Source organism: Metamycoplasma alkalescens (genome assembly GCF_900476125.1).
Classification (GTDB): Bacteria; Bacillota_I; Bacilli_A; order Mycoplasmatales; family Metamycoplasmataceae; genus Metamycoplasma; species Metamycoplasma alkalescens.
In genome coordinates this window covers 290,851-308,206 of record NZ_LS991949.1, presented here as the reverse complement: position 1 = coordinate 308,206, position 17,356 = coordinate 290,851, and the positions used below count along the sequence as shown (strand labels likewise).

General features: G+C 24.0%; 15 protein-coding genes. 11 read left to right on the top strand and 4 right to left on the bottom strand.

What is annotated here, in order from left to right; all coding sequences use genetic code 4:
- Window positions 1-63 precede the first annotated feature (63 nt).
- The 6 genes from topA (at window position 64) to D2845_RS01275 (ending at window position 6,674) form a co-directional block, all read left to right on the top strand.
- Complete coding sequence (gene topA / locus D2845_RS01300) at window positions 64-1,908, top strand: type I DNA topoisomerase (protein ID WP_110858235.1); 1,845 nt, start codon at window positions 64-66, stop codon at window positions 1,906-1,908.
- A 206-nt stretch (window positions 1,909-2,114) separates the two neighbouring features.
- On the top strand, window positions 2,115-3,239 hold the full coding sequence (locus tag D2845_RS06190; protein ID WP_110858234.1) for a hypothetical protein: 1,125 nt from the start codon (window positions 2,115-2,117) through the stop codon (window positions 3,237-3,239).
- Between the two features lie 146 nt (window positions 3,240-3,385).
- Window positions 3,386-4,057, top strand: coding sequence for a (d)CMP kinase (cmk, locus tag D2845_RS01290; RefSeq protein ID WP_110858233.1), 672 nt, complete (start codon window positions 3,386-3,388; stop codon window positions 4,055-4,057).
- 3 nt (window positions 4,058-4,060) lie between these two features.
- Window positions 4,061-5,374, top strand: coding sequence for a ribosome biogenesis GTPase Der (der, locus tag D2845_RS06185; protein ID WP_110858232.1), 1,314 nt, complete (start codon window positions 4,061-4,063; stop codon window positions 5,372-5,374).
- Window positions 5,375-5,376: 2 nt separating this feature from the next.
- On the top strand, window positions 5,377-6,351 hold the full coding sequence (locus tag D2845_RS01280; RefSeq protein WP_110858231.1) for an NAD(P)H-dependent glycerol-3-phosphate dehydrogenase: 975 nt from the start codon (window positions 5,377-5,379) through the stop codon (window positions 6,349-6,351).
- Window positions 6,352-6,377: 26 nt separating this feature from the next.
- A complete protein-coding gene (locus tag D2845_RS01275; RefSeq protein ID WP_002880906.1) occupies window positions 6,378-6,674 on the top strand; it encodes an HU family DNA-binding protein in 297 nt (98 codons plus the stop codon).
- On the opposite strand, the gene recU is transcribed toward D2845_RS01275, so the two are convergent.
- Genes recU through D2845_RS06175 form a run of 3 tightly spaced genes read right to left on the bottom strand, consistent with a single transcriptional unit; the run spans window position 6,664 to window position 10,187 of the window.
- The gene (gene recU, locus D2845_RS01270; RefSeq protein ID WP_002880908.1) at window positions 6,664-7,167 is read right to left on the bottom strand and encodes a Holliday junction resolvase RecU; all 504 of its coding nucleotides are present in this window, start codon (window positions 7,165-7,167) and stop codon (window positions 6,664-6,666) included. The two genes, D2845_RS01275 and recU, sit on opposite strands and share 11 nt — an antisense overlap.
- A gap of 58 nt (window positions 7,168-7,225) precedes the next feature.
- A complete protein-coding gene (locus D2845_RS06180) occupies window positions 7,226-9,346 on the bottom strand; it encodes a UU173 family protein (RefSeq protein WP_110858230.1) in 2,121 nt (706 codons plus the stop codon).
- Entirely contained in the window at window positions 9,330-10,187 is an 858-nt protein-coding gene (locus tag D2845_RS06175) for an MAGa7180 family putative nuclease (RefSeq protein WP_110858229.1), read from the bottom strand. Before D2845_RS06175 ends, D2845_RS06180 begins: the two co-directional genes overlap by 17 nt.
- 331 nt (window positions 10,188-10,518) lie before the next feature.
- On the opposite strand from D2845_RS06175, the gene D2845_RS01255 reads away from it, so the two are divergent.
- From D2845_RS01255 to tuf, 4 genes are all read left to right on the top strand, one after another.
- The gene (locus D2845_RS01255) at window positions 10,519-11,106 is read left to right on the top strand and encodes a variable surface lipoprotein (RefSeq protein WP_110858228.1); all 588 of its coding nucleotides are present in this window, start codon (window positions 10,519-10,521) and stop codon (window positions 11,104-11,106) included.
- A 30-nt stretch (window positions 11,107-11,136) separates the two neighbouring features.
- Complete coding sequence (locus tag D2845_RS01250) at window positions 11,137-12,111, top strand: ABC transporter permease subunit (protein WP_110858227.1); 975 nt, start codon at window positions 11,137-11,139, stop codon at window positions 12,109-12,111.
- On the top strand, window positions 12,104-13,273 hold the full coding sequence (locus D2845_RS06170) for a peptide ABC transporter permease (RefSeq protein ID WP_110858226.1): 1,170 nt from the start codon (window positions 12,104-12,106) through the stop codon (window positions 13,271-13,273). Before D2845_RS01250 ends, D2845_RS06170 begins: the two co-directional genes overlap by 8 nt.
- 349 nt (window positions 13,274-13,622) lie before the next feature.
- Window positions 13,623-14,816: an elongation factor Tu gene (gene tuf / locus D2845_RS01240; protein ID WP_002880918.1), complete on the top strand. Its 1,194-nt coding sequence runs from the start codon at window positions 13,623-13,625 to the stop codon at window positions 14,814-14,816.
- Between the two features lie 362 nt (window positions 14,817-15,178).
- Here tuf and rmuC read toward each other — a convergent pair whose 3' ends face one another.
- A complete protein-coding gene (gene rmuC / locus D2845_RS06165; protein WP_110858225.1) occupies window positions 15,179-16,480 on the bottom strand; it encodes a DNA recombination protein RmuC in 1,302 nt (433 codons plus the stop codon).
- A 104-nt stretch (window positions 16,481-16,584) separates the two neighbouring features.
- On the opposite strand from rmuC, the gene D2845_RS06160 reads away from it, so the two are divergent.
- Window positions 16,585-17,355 (top strand): hypothetical protein, encoded by a 771-nt coding sequence (locus tag D2845_RS06160; RefSeq protein ID WP_002880920.1) that lies wholly within the window; start codon window positions 16,585-16,587, stop codon window positions 17,353-17,355.
- The last annotated feature ends 1 nt before the right edge of the window (window position 17,356 follow it).

Here is a 17,356-nt window from a genome sequence, read left to right as displayed (position 1 = left end):
TAATATTTGATTTTATGTTATCATTATTGTTTATTAAATTTTATTGACAAAAAGGGGATTTTTATGTCTGAAAAAATAATGATTGTTGAGTCACCTAATAAAGTTAATACAATTCAAAAAATCGTTGGCGATAAAATAATCGTTTTAGCCTCAGTTGGACATATTCTTAAACTAGCGACAGGCGGAATTAATAATTTAGGAATTGATTTTGAAAACTGAGAACCAAAAATGATTCCTGATCCACTTAAAAAAACGATTATTTCAAATCTAAAAAAAGCAACAAAAAATGCCGATGAAGTTTTGATTGCAACTGACCCCGATCGTGAAGGTGAAGCAATAGCAAATAATTTAATAACAACTTTAAAATTAGAAAATAAATACAAAAGAATCAAATATAATGAAATTACAGATGAGGCAATAAAATTTGCAATTGAAAATCCACTCGAAATTGATAAAGCTTTAGTTAATGCCCAAAAAGCGCGTCGAATGCTTGACAGGATAATAGGTTTTCGTTTATCTGAATTAATGAAGAAAAAAGTAAAAAATGCACCAACTAATCCCTCAGCCGGAAGAGTGCAATCGATTGCTTTAAAATTAGTTTGTGATCGTGAAAAAGAAATTGAAGAGTTTCAACCAATTTTATATTCAAAAATTAATGTCTTATTAAAAAATGAGTTAGAAGCAATTTTATATCTAAAAAACAATAAAGATTTTGAAGATAATACCTGAATTGACCAAGAGCATGCAAAAAAAATTTATGCAGACTTATTAGCAAGTGATTACAAACTTTTAATTGATGACATTGTAGTTTCAAAACGAACTGAAAGTGCATATACACCCTTTAAACAATCAGTTTTATATAAAGAAGCGAAATATAATTCAAAAACTGTCCAATCCTCTGCCCAAAAACTTTTTGAAGCCGGATTAATTTCTTATCCGCGAACTGATTCAACAAGATTAAGTGAATCATTTGTTGCTAAGGCAAGAAATTACATTAAAGAAAAATTTGGGGAAGCTTATATTGCTAAAGAAATCAAAGGTTTTTCAGGAAAACAAGATGCACACGAAGCAATTCGGCCAACAAGAATTGATTTAGATCCTGAAGCTGCAAAAAATCAATATGATTTAAATGAAATTGATGCCTATATTTATAAAATCATTTATGACAAGACAATTATGTCATTAATGACTTGTCCTAAAAAAGAAATTTATAAATTTAATTTAAAAAATAGTGGTCAAAATTTCCGAATGTCTTTTAGTAAAGTTATTTTTGATGGGTATTATGCATATGCTGGAAAGGAAGAAACAATTCAAATTCCTAATTTAAAAATTGGTGATGTCATTGATGCAAAGGAATTTATTAAAGAAGATAAACAAACCCAGGCACCAAGTCGTTATAACGAAGGTTCATTAATTAAAAAATTGGATGACATCAAAGTGGGTCGACCTTCAACATTCGCTTCAACAATTTCTGTGATTAAGCAAAGATTATTTGTTGAATTAATTGATGGGCATTTAGTTCCAACTGAGTTTGGAAAAGTTGTTTTGGAAAAACTATTGAGTAGTTTCCCTAAAACAATCAATGAGGCATATACAGCCTTAGTTGAAACAGAACTTGATTTAATTTCTGAAGGAAAAGAAGATTACAAAAAATTAATGCAAGACTTTTGAAATAAATTTAATGCAAGATACGATGATATCAAGGATCAAATTGATATTACAACGCTTGAGTTAAACAAATTAAATGAACAATGCCCATTATGTAATGCTGATTTAGTTTATCGTTATACAAAAATTAAAAAACAAAAATTCATTGGTTGTTCTGCATTTCCTAAATGTAATTACATTCGAAATATTGATAATCCAGGAAGAAAATATTTTAGAAAAAAAACAACAACAAAAAAATAAAATCAAAATTCAAGCTTCTTTTATGCAAAAGAACTTGAATTTTTTTATGCCCCTTAAAATAATTTAATTTTTTTCAAAATTTCTTTTTAATTTCAGAGAGTTTTTTATTTAAAATTGATACTTTAAAATACAATGTATTTTATATTTTTTAAAATTTTTTAGCAAAATTACAATTTTTATTTCCTTAGCATAGTAAAATAAGTAGCATGAAATCTAAAAATTCAAAATTAAGAAAAGGTCTTTTAATTACAACATGAGTTGCAATTCCAACCTTAACAGCAGCTGCAATTGCTGGTGCAATTTATTATGTTGTAAAAAATACCCGAAGTATTGAAAAAGAATTTTGATCTGTCGAAAAATTTAATGAAGAAGTTGGCAAAATAAAAATCAAAGACATGATCGTAGGTTCATTAGAAGCGAATAAACTTTATGATGATTTTAATAACGAAAAAATTAAAATACAAAAACAAAGGGAAGAATATTTTAATAAACATCCGCAATTATTTAGTGATATTTTGTTGAATGAAAATGCAACTCCTTTATTAGGGTTATCAATTTCTGACCAACAAAAGATCTTGAAAAATGCACCACCAGCTTTTGATCCAGATGCTTTTTTAAAACCAAAAATTAATAGTCTTTTAAACTTTGAACAAACCAAGTATTTGGATTTTAAATTTACAGATTTAGAAAAAATTCAAAATGATAATTCAAAATTAAAAATTCATTTTGAAGTGTTTTTGAATTACGAATATGCTAGAGGTGTGTTTGAAACAAACAAAATTAAATCAACACCAAATTCAAAATATTATTTTAAATCATCTCAAGATGTTGAATTTTTTTCAAATGACTTAAAAATTTATCCGGGGTCAAGTTTTTACAATAATTGAGCAACAAACAAAAAAGATGCCGAAAAAATTATTGGAGAAATTAATGAAAAAAATAAAGAACATGACAAAGAAATTCAAGAATTAGAAGAAAAAAAACTTCAATTAAAAGACAACGAAGAAGAAGTTGCTAAACTTGATAAACAAATTGAAGACTTGAAAAAGAAAAAGGAAGAATTATTTAAAGCTCCTTCATTTCAAGAAAGCATTTTCAAATGGTTTAAAGAAATTTTTGAAAAAACAAATGCTTTTTCAGATATTTATCCAAGTGAAAAAAATTTCAAAATTGAACCATTGGAAAAAGAAAATCAATCACAATATGTTTTATGAAATCCAAAAAAAGGATTAAACGAATTAACAATTAAATTCAAATTTGTAAGTACAAATGAGCAAAAACGTATTGAAAGTTATCCAAAAATCATAATTTTTACTCTAGATGATATTTAAAATTTAAAATTTTTTAATAATATGAGATTATTTACATTCAAATTAAATCTAAATTTTTAGTTTTAAAGTATTTTAAGTTTTCAAAATAACACATGATTCTAAAGATCTCATTTAGAATCTCAAAAGAAATAAGCGAAAGGTTATATATGAAACAAAAAAGAATAAATATTGCAATAGATGGTCCCTCAGGTGTGGGAAAAACAATTATGGCAAAAATGTTAGCAAAAGAATTAAATTATAAATTTATTAGTAGTGGTAACATTTATCGTGCTATTGCATATAATGCAATTCAAAAAAATATTGATTTAGAAAATGAATCTGAAATTAATAATGCATGAAATTTTGAAAACTTATATATTGATGAAAATGAAAAAATATTTTTGAATAATCAAGATATCTCATTTGAAATTCGTAAAGATGATGTTTCATTAGCTGCTTCAGCAATTGCGAGATTTAATTCAATCCGACTAAAAGTTAATGAATATATTCAAAAATTTGGCAAAGAAAACAAAGGAATTATTGTTGAAGGAAGAGATGCAACATATCGAATTTTACCGGATGCTGAAGTTAAGTTTTTTTTGTGAGCTGAACCAGAAATTCGTGCAAAACGAAGATACCGACAAAATATCATTATTGGAATTGAAAGTAATTTTGATGATATTTTACAAGCAATTAAAATTAGGGATTACAATGATATAAACCGGGAAGTTGATCCGCTAAAATATTGTGAAGGAAGTATCCGCATTGATTCAACAAATATGAGTATTGAAGAAAATTTTAGAGTTATGCTTGATGAAATTTTAAAAAGGCTAAATTAATTTATGAAAAATACAATTGCTTTAATTGGTAAACCAAACGTTGGCAAATCAACATTGTTTAATAAAATTATTGATAAACGAAAATCAATTGTTTATGATACTCCTGGTGTAACAAGAGATCGCATTTATGATCTAGGAAAATGATCAGGTCATGAATTTAGAGTTATTGATACAGGCGGAATAACTGATGAAACTGGCAATTTCAAAGAAGAAATCAAAAAACAAGCTGAAATTGCAATCAATGAAGCAGACATAATTATTTTTATTGTTGATGGAAAAGAAGGATTAACAAAAGAAGATTTTTTTGTTGCAAGCTTACTAAGAAAAGCAAATAAAAAAATTTTATTAGCAGTTAACAAATTAGAATCAAACTTACATTTTTTTGATAGTCAAATTTACAAATTAGGATTCAGTGATATTTATCCAATTAGCGCCATTCATGGTGAAGGAATCGGGAATTTACTTGATGAAGTTGTTGCGAATTTGAATTTCAATCAAAATCCGCAATCAGATCATTTTAAATTAACAATTTTAGGCGCTGCCAATGTTGGCAAATCAACATTGTTAAATACTTTGGCAAATGAAGAAAGATCAATTGTATCAAATGTCGCAGGAACAACACGTGATTCTGTTTCATATTTAATTAAAATAAATGATGAAATTTTTGAAGTTATTGATACAGCGGGGATTAAAAGAAAAAGTAAACTTGTTGATAGTATTGAACATTATGCTTTAATTCGGGCAAAAAATTCAATTGAAGAAGCCGATCTTTGCTTATTAATTTTGGATGCCAAAGAAGAAGTAAGTCATTTTAGTCAAAATATTATTGGTATTGCTTATGAATTAAAAAAACCTTTAATTGTAATTGTAAATAAATGAGATTTAATTGAAAAAGACACGAATACAATGGCAAATTACAAAAAAAATCTTGCTAAAAAATTAAAATTCGTAGACTGAGCACCAGTTGTATTTATTTCTGCCAAAAATAAACAACGAATTAACAAACTCAAAGATGCAATTATTCAAGTAAAAAATAATTTATCAAGAAAAATTAATACAAACCAATTAAATTCAATCATGATGACAGCACAAATTATCAAGCCAGCTTCACCAATCAATGGTAAAAGATTATCAATTACATTTTCAAAACAAATTGATGCAAAAATCCCAACTTTTTTACTTTTTGTTAATGATCCAAAATGTGCCCATTTTACATATTTAAGATATATTGAAAATCAAATCCGTCAAAATTATGATTTTTCAGGCACGCCAATTAATTTGGTTTTAAAAAATAAAAATAAAAAAGAGGAAAAATAATTATGAAACAAAAAATTGCAATTTTAGGTAGTGGTGCGATGGGAACTGCTTGTGCCAATGTCCTTAGTGAAAACAATCATGATGTGATTATTTATGGTATTAATCAAGAAGAACTAAATGATTTAGCAACTGGATATAATCATAAATATTTTGCCACAAAATTAGTTAGCAAATTTAATACATCAAATGACTTAAAAAAAACTCTTGAAAATGTAAATTATGTAATTATTGCAATTCCAACAAAATTTATTCCTGATGTTTTTTACCAGGTAATTAATTTAGTTAAAAAGCAAACAATTATTGTTAATTTATCCAAAGGTTTTTGACCTAATTCAAATGATTTTATTCATACAAGAATGGAAAAATTAGCTACAAAAAATAAGAAAATTCAAGGAGTAGTTTCATTAATTGGACCATCTTTTGCAATTGATATAGTTAATAAAAACATCACAATTATTAATGCAGTTTCAAATAATATAAACTTGGCAAAAAAAGTTAAAAAAATTTTTTCAAATCAATGGTTTGGTGTTGCAATTACAAATGATGTAATTGGCGCTGAAATTGGTTCAACTTTTAAAAATGTTTTAGCAATTGGTTCTGGATTGATTGCTGGCATGGGATATTCAACAAATACACAAACAGCTTTTTTAACATATGGGTTAAAAGAAATTAAAAACTATGCATTATATTGTAATGCAAACATTGATACAGTTTATGACCTATGTGGATTGGGTGATTTGATGTTAACAGGCTTATTTGAAAAATCAAGAAATTATATGTATGGCAAGAATTTTTTTAAAAATAAGCTTGATGACAATTTTGTCACTGTTGAAGGTTTATATGCTCTAAAATATATTTATAAACAAATAAAAAACAATAAATCAATAAAACTACCATTAATTGAAAGTCTTTATAAAATCATATATAATAAAGTTGAACCAAGGAAAATAATTACCAAACTAATGAAAGAAATCTAAAATTTATAATAGTAGGTGAAGAATATATGACAAAAAAAGAATTAATCAAAATAACATCAGAAAAAACCGGATTTCAACATGCGATGGTTGAATCAATTTTGGAAGAAATGGTAAATATTTTAATTGAAGAAGTTGCAAATGAAAATCAAGTAACAATTTCTGGACTTGGAGTTTTAAATTCAAAATTAATTCCTTCAAAAACAAAGCAACATAACATTACAAAAGAAACAATTATAATTCCAGAAAAAATGGCTCCCAAATTTAAATTTTCAAATGTTTTTAAACAAAAAATTAATGATGCTTATCAAAAAATTAAAAAATAAGATTTTCAATAATGTTTAATACACCAGGAAATGACAAACTTAATTTTTTACCAAGTTTTAAAGCCTCTTTATATTTAAGGGCTTTTTTATTTTTTATACCTTCTTTTAAATTTTTATGAAAAATTAATAAAAATGTATTTTGAATTTTATAATAAATTATTCAAAAAGCAATTCCTTGATGTTTTTCAATTAAATCTAAATATTCAATTTGATGTTTTTTAATGTTATTAAGTGGTAAGGAATTTTCTTCAGTACTCTTTGCTTCAAAAGCAATAAATTTGCCTTTGTATACTCCATAATAATCAACAGAACTTTTATTTTTAATGAATGCATTTTCTAAACTTAATTGTTTATTTTTTAAAAAAACTGATTTAAAATTGATGTCTAAATTTTTTTTATGAATTAAGCAAATATTGTTTTTAAAATAAAATTCATTTGTTTGATTAATAATTGTTTCAAGCAACATTCCTCGGTTTTTAAAAATTAGATTCATATTAAATATTAAACATAAAAAAATAGGGAATTTGTCCCTAGTTTTTCCCTAATTTTTTTTAGCAATTATATTTTTTTCAGTTATAAAAATATTCATCTTTTTTATTCATTAAATATTCAATTAAATTGGCTGTCATAAGCATTGCTAAAACATCATTATGACAATATTTTTTTAAATCACTTGTTTTTTGTTTTCATTCCTCATCACCAATGACGCCAAGTGCTCTTGTTGTCGCAATTAATAGCGCTAATGAACCGTTTTTAACATTTAATTCTGAATAAGGAATAATTTTGTGCTTTAAATATTTACCCAAATTATTTTTTGTCACAAAATATTCAATTTTTTTAATTGAATATGAACCATGAATTTGTCCAAGATTAATGGTTCGATTTCTAACAAAGTATTGCGATCCATGGGGACTAAAAAATTTACAAATATCAACTAATCTATTTACAATAAAGTCAATTTTTTGGCAATATTCTTGATATTCATTTGAAGAAAGTTGTTTTTTATTGATATAAAATCACATTTTTTCTTTAATTTCATTTAATTTTGTTTTTTCATATCCCTCATTATAAATAATGTAATATGAAATTTCTTTATCATATAAATCATCAACAATTTTTTTATAAGTATTTAGATCATAATTAAGTGGGTCATAAACAAAATCATTGCTTTGATAAATTTGATTATTTTTTGTTTTAATGATTGATGTTTGGGAAATAATTTGATTTCAATGTGCAACATTATCCATCATTGGATAAGGTAATGAAACGCCTTCAAAATCAAACCAAGCAATGTTTATTTCTTTATTGGTAATCACTTTATATTCAAATAAATTTTCTATATTTGGATCAATTGAAATTAAATTGTTGTCATAAAATTCTTTAATTTGTTTTTTTTGCAAGGAATTAATCTTATTTTCAACTCCGGAAATAATTTTTAAAATATTTTTTGAACCAAATTCATAATTAGGAAAAGCTTTATTAAAGATTTTTAGAAATCAAATATTTGCTCCAAAATTATCAATAAAATCATCTTTGGTAATTTTTCAATCAACATCTAAATTATTATAATTATTTATTAAGTATAAAAATTCTTTGAATGAACAAGTATAAATACTATTGATTTTTTCATGATCATCAGCAAGTTTTTTTTCATCAAAATCATAATTAGCAAAAATCATATTTGCTTTTATATGTTCTAGAATGGAAATGTTATTTTTGGGACTATTTTTTGTTTTTCTTTTTGATGAATATTCGAAATTAGGATCTGAAATATACAAAGCATTTATTTCGTCTTCAGATAAAGCATTCTTTTTTTCTTTATCAATTGAAATTCCTGCTTTGGATATTGAACTATATTTTGATAATAAAAAATCTAATTTATTTTTTTTAATATTTTTTGCTTTTTGGAATTTAGGTTTTAAAATAAAAATTTCTTTTATATCAAAATAGTTTTTAATAATATGATAATCAAAATAAGCTTTTAAGATATTTTTCTTTTTGGTTTTGTTTGAATAATTCAAATTTCCAAAATAGTTTTGTTTAAGATCACAAAATAAAACTTTTGAATAACAATTTTGATACTCAAAAATTGGATTTATAAGCAATGTATATCCCTCTTCAATAGCTTTTTTTGTTTCTAAAATTCGGTTTTCCAAAGTATTTTTTAAAGAAATAAATTTGATTTTTTGATCAGAAATTTGGTAATTTTTTTTATAAAAATCAATTAAATAAGCAATTGCTTGATTGGAAACTTCATCCAATCCAATTGCAACCATATTTAAATTTGCAAAAATACTAAACAAATAATTGATATTTTTTAAAATTTCATCATCATCAATTATTTTTTTTAATTTTTGATTATTATCTAACTGCTTTTTCAAAAAATCAATTTTTTCATAAGTTGGATATTTATTTAATTGTTTCTTTGTTTCAGTATCAAGATTTTTGATAATATGTTTTTCAAATATTTCTTCAATTTCAATTATTTTAAAATCTAAAAAATCTAATTCTTCTTCAACGTTTTCTTCATCAAATTCAAATAAATTTTCAGCATTAAGTAAAATTTTTTTATTATTTTTATCAATCTCATCAATATTGTTAAAAATAAACCATGGTCTTGTTGTATTTGCAATTAAAAAATCATTAAAACTAAATTTATTTTTCTTCTTCATATTCAGGAATTGCCTTTCCAATTTTGACTCATTCCAAATAAAGGAATTTTCATTGTTCAAAATTTTCACATTCTAAATACTTAATTAAATCGCCATCAATTTGTTCATTTCATTTCGGACTTATTCCTAATGAAGTATATTTTTTGTACCAATTTTCACATTTCTTCATATCATCCAAAACTTGTTTTTCATTCACATCAAAAAATCAATTTTTTATTTTTCTTTGATTAATATCAACTAATTCAGGATTAGCATAATCTTCTTCTTCCAAAAAAGCTGCAACAATTGTGAATTTTTTTGCTTTAATTAAATATGAATAAAGTTGTGCTTGCTTAATATAAGCTAAATTAATATTTGAATTATTTCATAAATCAAATTTTTTAGCACCAACAGTTTTAATCTCAATAATTAAATTTTGATCCTTTAAATACCCATCTGGCAATCCACCAAATAATTCATTTTCTTTAAAATAATCAAAATTATATTTCGATCCTTCAAAACGCTCAATTTTAAAATTATATTTTTGTTCAATTTTATTGATTATTTTAGGTTCCAATGCAATTCCGGCATTGACATATTTTCTATCCAAAATTGGCATAGAAAAATTTGCAACTCTTGCAAAAGCAGCAAATTCACTATTAAATGGGGTTAATTTCAAAATATCACCCAATGCTGAACCAGTTATTTTCCTAAATCCACCAAATTCACCAGGTTTAATTGCAAGCAGTTTTTGGTGGTAATCATCATTAAGTTTTATTGTTTTATTTTGATAATTAATTGTATAATGTTTATTATTGTAATGATGACGATTTGGAATTTTAATTTCTTTTTTAGTATTCATTTTTTTCCTCAAAATTTATTTATTTGAATTTTACCCAAATTTAATTTTTATTTATAAAAACAAAAAAATAAAAAACATTTTTTAAAAAATTTTGATTTCAAATTTGAATACATAAAAAAATTTATTCCTTAAATGACATTTTTTAACGATTTTGAAACTTTAATAATAATTTAGTATAAATACTAATTTTCTAATAGAATCTCAAAATCTTATTATTAAGACTTGAGATAAAATAAACTTTATTAATATATAATTACAAAAAAAATAAAATTATAATATATATTTTTTTGTTATAATTTTGTTATCAATTTAAAATTAGAAAGGAAATTAAATGAAAAAAAATTTTAAAATTATCTTGTCTTTAGCTCCCTTTGTATCATTAGCAACAATTCCTTTAATCGCAGCATCATGTGATGATAAGGAAAAAAAATTAGATACAAAAATAAATGAAGTTAAAGGAAAAACAACTGAACTTGAAAACATTATCAAGTTTGAAAAAGAAAACACCAAAGCAAAAGAATTATTAGAAAAAATCAAAAAACTTGAGAAAAAAAACACAAATCTAGAAGATGTTGAAAAACTATTAAAAGAAGCAAATGACATTATATTAGCTTTTAATCAAAAAAATAAACAAGAAAAATCTGGATTAGTAATTCATAAATTTGTTAGTGGGCAAGAAAATATTAAAGCATCTGATGTTGTAAAAGAATTAAAAGAAACAAAAAATTGGGAAGATATTAAAAAAGTATTTGATAAATATTCAATTAAATACGAATTAAAAGAAACCCAAGAAATTTCAGTTGACAAAAATACTCATGCCCATGATGATGAAGGAGAAATTCATTTAGATTTATTATTTGGAAAAAATAAAACTAAAGAAAGATTCACATTACTAGGATTTAAAATAGAAAATAAATAGAAGCAATAAAAATTAAAATATGGAGGCAATGTGTTAGCTAAAAAAAGAATCAGCTTTCTAAAAACATTTGCTTTTTATATTTTGATTTTTTTTATTGCGATTACAATTGTTTTTTTTGCAATAAATCTTTTAATTCAACCACAAATTAAAAAAAATCTTGCGGTCTATTCGCAAGTTTCTTCGAATTTTGGTACAAGATTTAAAATATTTTTAAAAAACTTTTTTAGTTTCAATCCTGGAGTGATTTATTCGCATCAATTAGCAAGTGTTCAAAATAATATTTTTTTATTATACCTTGATCAATTCAAATGAACATTTTTGATTAGTATTTTGATTTTTTTAATTAGCTTTATTTTGGGTAATTTTTTAGGAATAATTTCTGCATATAAATTAAATAAGTCATATGACATTATATTTTCAATTCTTATTTCATTTTTAGGTGCAATTCCAATTTTAATTCTTGCAATTTTAGCTTTAACAAATGCAGAAATATTTGGTTATCCTTCACAGTTTATTGAAACAAATAGAAGTTTAGGATTTATTTCTTTATTAGTGCCAATTTTAATTTCATCATTTCCCACAATTGCAATTTTTTTCTCCAAAGCAAGAAAAAAAACATCAGAGATTTTGCAATCAAATTATTATTTATTTGCAAAAACATATGGTCTAAATAAAAAACAGTTATTAAATAAAATCATTTTAAAAAATTTATTCATTAGTGAATTAAATTTGTTTTTTTTAGTTTATATATTACTTTTTACAATTACAATTTTGATTGAAACAATTTTTTCAATTCCGGGTCAAAGTCTTTTTATTTCCTTTGCTTTTAAAAAAGGTGAAATTGATATTATCATGTTTTATTTTAGTTTCAATTTTGTGTTATTAACATTGATTTTGTTTTTCAATAATTTCTTAATCAAAAAATTAAATCCTGAATTGCAAAAGAATTCATATTTGATTTTAAAAAATAAAAAATTTAAATTTAAAGAGGTGCAACATGGATAACCTTTTTAAATTTAAAAAACACCCTGAAATACAAAAAAATGATTATGTCATTCATACCACTGCCAAAAAACAATATTGAAAACGTTTTTTTAGCAATAAAATTAGTTTGACTTGATTTATTATTTTTTGCATTTTATTTGCATCATTATTAGTCGCATTATTTTTAGTTCGAAATTCAGCAACAAAATCAATTGATCCAACAACAAATTTAGTTAATAATTTACCTTCATCTTTCAACCCGATTATTACAAAAAATTTTAACCGTGGACCTGAAATTGATTTCATTCGCGAAATTGCGCAATTAGAAGAAAAACAAGCAAATTTGGAAATAAGAAACCCTTTATTTGTGATCTATTTTGATTCAGCCAAAGAAATTGGTGGGGATCAAACAATTTATACTGATATTATCACATTAGCATATAATCCATATGATCTAATTAATGCGATTAATTCCTTAAATAAAAACACCAATTTAATCAATGTTCCATCTGGTTTATATATGGGAACCAATAACCAAGGAATTGATATTTATGCAAGATCAATTATTACACTTTGAATGACAATTTTAATTATTATTCTTGCAATTTTTATCAATATTTTTATTGGTTTTAATTTAGCTGTGATTGTTAATTTGTATCAAAAAAATCTTTTTGTAAATTTTTTGGATAAATTAATTACAGCGATGTCTGTTATTCCAGAAATTATTTGGGTGTTTTTATTATCAATTTTTATTGGAACACAATGATATGCAATGCTTATTTCATTATCCTTTATCTGCTGAGTTTCATATTATAAATTAGCAAAAGAAAAAATTTATTCTTTACTAAATAAGGAGTTTATTTTAGTTGCTAAAACACTAGGTTCTTCAAACTGAAAAATTGCTTATTGACATATTTTTAATTACTTGTATCCTGAATTTTTAATTTTATTTGTTGAAAGATTTTCAATTAATATTTTAATTGTTTCATCATTAGCTTTTTTAGATTTTATTATTGCAAGTAACGCAATTAATATTGGCACTGTTTTAAAAGAAGGAATTATTTTATTTTTTGAAAATCCAAGTTATTTATTGCTTGTTGCAACTTATATTATATTGTTTGCCTTAACTCTTAAATTATTATCAGGCGCATTTGCAAATGCATATAATCCAAGAATTAATTAAAATTTTGATTTTAAAATAATTAAGAAATTAAGATTAATTAGGTTTTGATTTTTTTTCAAGCAAGAAATGAAATTTAGATAACTTTTTTTCTTTTCTTTTGTAAAAAATATTTTCTTAAAATTATTTAGATATAAAGACTATATTTTTGTTAAAATTATTCTATTGAATTTTAAATATATTGTACATGCGTAAATTAGATTGGACGGGACATAGATGAAAGGCTATGCTTAGGTGGTTAAACGCGTTTAATCAAGATTTTTAAAAAAATCTTTAATAAAAAAAATATAAATAAGATTAATTTAGATTCTAAAACTAATTATTTATTTATCAAAAAAAGAAAGGAAATATAATGGCAAAATTAGATTTTGATCGTTCAAAGGCGCACGTTAATATTGGTACAATCGGTCACGTTGACCATGGTAAAACAACATTAACCGCAGCGATCGCTACAGTTTTATCTAAAAAAGGCTTATCAGAAGCTCGAGACTATGCATCAATCGACAATGCTCCTGAAGAAAAAGCACGTGGAATTACAATTAATACATCACATATTGAATATCAAACAGAAAAACGTCACTATGCACACGTTGACTGTCCAGGACATGCTGACTATGTAAAGAACATGATTACAGGTGCTGCTCAAATGGATGCTGCAATTTTAGTTGTTGCTGCAACTGATGGACCAATGCCTCAAACTCGTGAACACATTCTTTTAGCAAAACAAGTTGGTGTACCAAAAATCGTTGTTTTCTTAAACAAAATTGATATGTTTAAAGATGACGAAAGAGAAGAAATGATTGGTTTAGTTGAAATGGATATCCGTGACTTATTAAACCAATACAAATTTGATGGGGATAACACTCCAGTTATTGCTGGTTCAGCACTAAAAGCTTTACAAGGTGATCCTGCATATGAAGAACAAATTATGCAATTAATGGATGCAGTTGATAGTTATGTTGAAGAACCAGTTCGTGAAACTGAAAAACCATTTTTAATGGCAATTGAAGATGTTTTCACAATTACAGGACGTGGAACTGTTGCAACTGGTAGAGTTGAACGTGGTGTTTTAACTCTAAACGAAGAAGTTGAAATCGTTGGACTAAAACCAACCAAAAAAACAGTTGTTACTGGAATTGAAATGTTCAGAAAGAACTTAAAAGAAGCGCAAGCTGGAGATAATGCTGGTTTATTATTACGGGGAATTGATCGTTCAGAAATCGAACGTGGTCAAGTTTTAGCAAAACCTAAAACAATCATTCCTCACACTGAATTTGAAGCTACAGTTTATGTGCTTAAAAAAGAAGAAGGTGGACGTCACACACCATTTTTCCAAAACTATAAACCACAATTTTACTTCCGTACAACTGACGTTACAGGTGGAATTTCATTTATTGGACAACGTGAAATGGTTATGCCAGGGGACACAGTTGAATTAAAAGTTACTTTAATTGCACCTATTGCTGTTGAAGAAGGTACAAGATTCTCAATCCGTGAAGGTGGTAGAACTGTTGGGGCTGGAACTGTAACAAAAATTACAAAATAGTCCAAAACATAAAAAAAAATAATAAAAAATATGTTGCTAAAAAAGTGACGTATTTTTTATTATCTAATAGAAAAAATTTAAGTTATTTTTTACACATATCAAATAATCTGATGATGTTTTAAAAAGAAATTTTATTTTATAAAATTATCATAATTCTTGCTTTAGAAATTTTTTTTCATATCCAAAATAATTAAACTCATTAGAATAAGATTTTTTTAATTTAAAATCTTCTAAATTTTATATAAAAAAGCAACTCAACAACTTATTGTGAAGTGGTTGCAAGTTAACCAAAATAACTCATAAAATTATAAGGTCTTGTATATATAATATCGATATTAAATAATTTTTATTCGGAATAATTTTTATGATTCATTTTCTAATTCATTTTTAATTTCAATTGCCTCAATGTTTAAAATTCCTGATGAATTATTAATCTTATTAAATGTTGAATTTGTATATTTTTTTGCTTTTTCAATTGAATTTGAAGCTTTAGTAATTTGTTTATGTGATTCATTAATATGATCATTTAAATATTTGTAATTTTTTTGAATGTCTAAAAATAAATTTTTGATTTTATCAATATTTTTTGAAATCATTAGATTTTGATTTTGAATAAATAAATTATAAATAAAAGCAATAATTGTTGAAGGACCTTGAATAAAAATTTTGTATTTATCAAAAATTTTTGTGACAAGATCAAAATTCTTGACAATTGTTAAATAAATATATTCTGAAGGCAAATATAAAATTGCAAATGGGGTTGTTTTTTTGTTTAAATTAATATACTTTGATGCAATATCTTTTGCCATATGTTCAATACTTTTTTCAATTTCAACATATGATAGTTCATTATTCAAATATTTGTTTCATTTTTCAAAAGGGAATTTGCAATCAATCGGAATAATTAACTCTTTTTCTTCATCTTTTTCTAAAAATTTTGATTTAACTACAAAATCAACCTTTTCATTATTTTTATCATTAATTATGTATTGTTTAAATCAAAATTTATTTTGCAGATTTGGGAATTGATTTTGAAAAATTTGTTCTAAATTAAACTCACCAAAATTACCAATATTTTTATTATTTGAAAATGTTTTATTTAGATTTGTTACTGCTTCTTGAATTGTACTAAATTCAATCATTCCCCTATTCATATCATCCATTGATGTTTTGATATTTTGAAATTGTGTTTTAACTTGTTCTGTTAATTTATCATTGAAATATTTATCAATATTTTCTTTAATTGTTTCAAATTGAGTTTTGTTTTTTTTGTCAATTTCATCTAATTTATTTGTCACTCCATCATTTAATTTTTTTTCAAGATCTAAAAAATTTTGTTTTTGTTCACTTTCAAAACTTTTAATTTCGTTAAATAACTTTGTTAAATTACTTGTGTTTGTTTCATTTGATGTTGTAATGAAATTAGTGAGTTTATTACTTACTTCATCTTTTATTGAATTTAAGTTTGTGTTTAGATTTTTTTCCAACTCATGATTAATATTTTTAGTTAATTCAGTTGTTATTTTTACATTATTTTCAAGATTTTTTTGATCTGATAATTTTTTTTGAGATTTTTTAATGATTATTAAATAAATTAGTCCACCAATTAATACAAGGGCAACAATTATATTTATAACCAATAAAATAATTAGTTCTTTTGTCATGAATTTATTCCTTAAATAACTTAGTTTTTAATTTTAGATATTTTTTTTAATCTATCATTAATTACTAAATAATAACATTTAATAATATAAAATTTAATGTAATCATGAAAAAGCGATTAAAAAAATTAAATCTTTCATTAACAATTCCGCTTGCGATACTATTACCACCATCAGTCTTAGTTACATCTTGTACAAACAAAAATGAAGTAAAATATGAAAGTGAGAATAATGAGGAAATCAAGCAAGTTAAAGAGATTCAAAACCTAATAAAAAATTTAAAATGAGAAGATTTTTATTTATCAAAAAATGAAAATAATCAAGTTTTAAATTATAAAAATTTTACATACGAATCATTTTTTGAATATGCAGGTGAAAAAGAAAAACTTGCAAATTTAAAAAAAATTGAAATTAATCAAGCATCTGATAAATTACAAGTTGATCATTCACTTGAAATTGATAAAGAAGATACATTGAAGGATTATATTTTTGAAGAAAATGAAATTCATCAAAAAATTAAAGAATTCAATGCAAATAAAGATGATGACAAAAAATTAATTGTAATTTTTCGATCAATTAAATTAGATCCACCTGAATCAGCAATATTGGTCTGAGTTTGATTAACACAAAAAAAATATCTTGAAAAAGATCAAGAAATTAAGAATATGAAACATCTTGGACAAAAACAAATTAATTTGTATGGACATTGATTTTATAATGAGGAATTCGATAAAAATAAACAAAAAAATCAAGTTTGAAAAATTCTAAGTTATGTCGTTCCAAGTGTTGCGATTGGTGGATTGTTGTTATATATTTTAATTGCATTACTAGTAAAAAGAAAAAAATCGGCTTTTAAAAACAAAAAAAGAAAGGAATAAA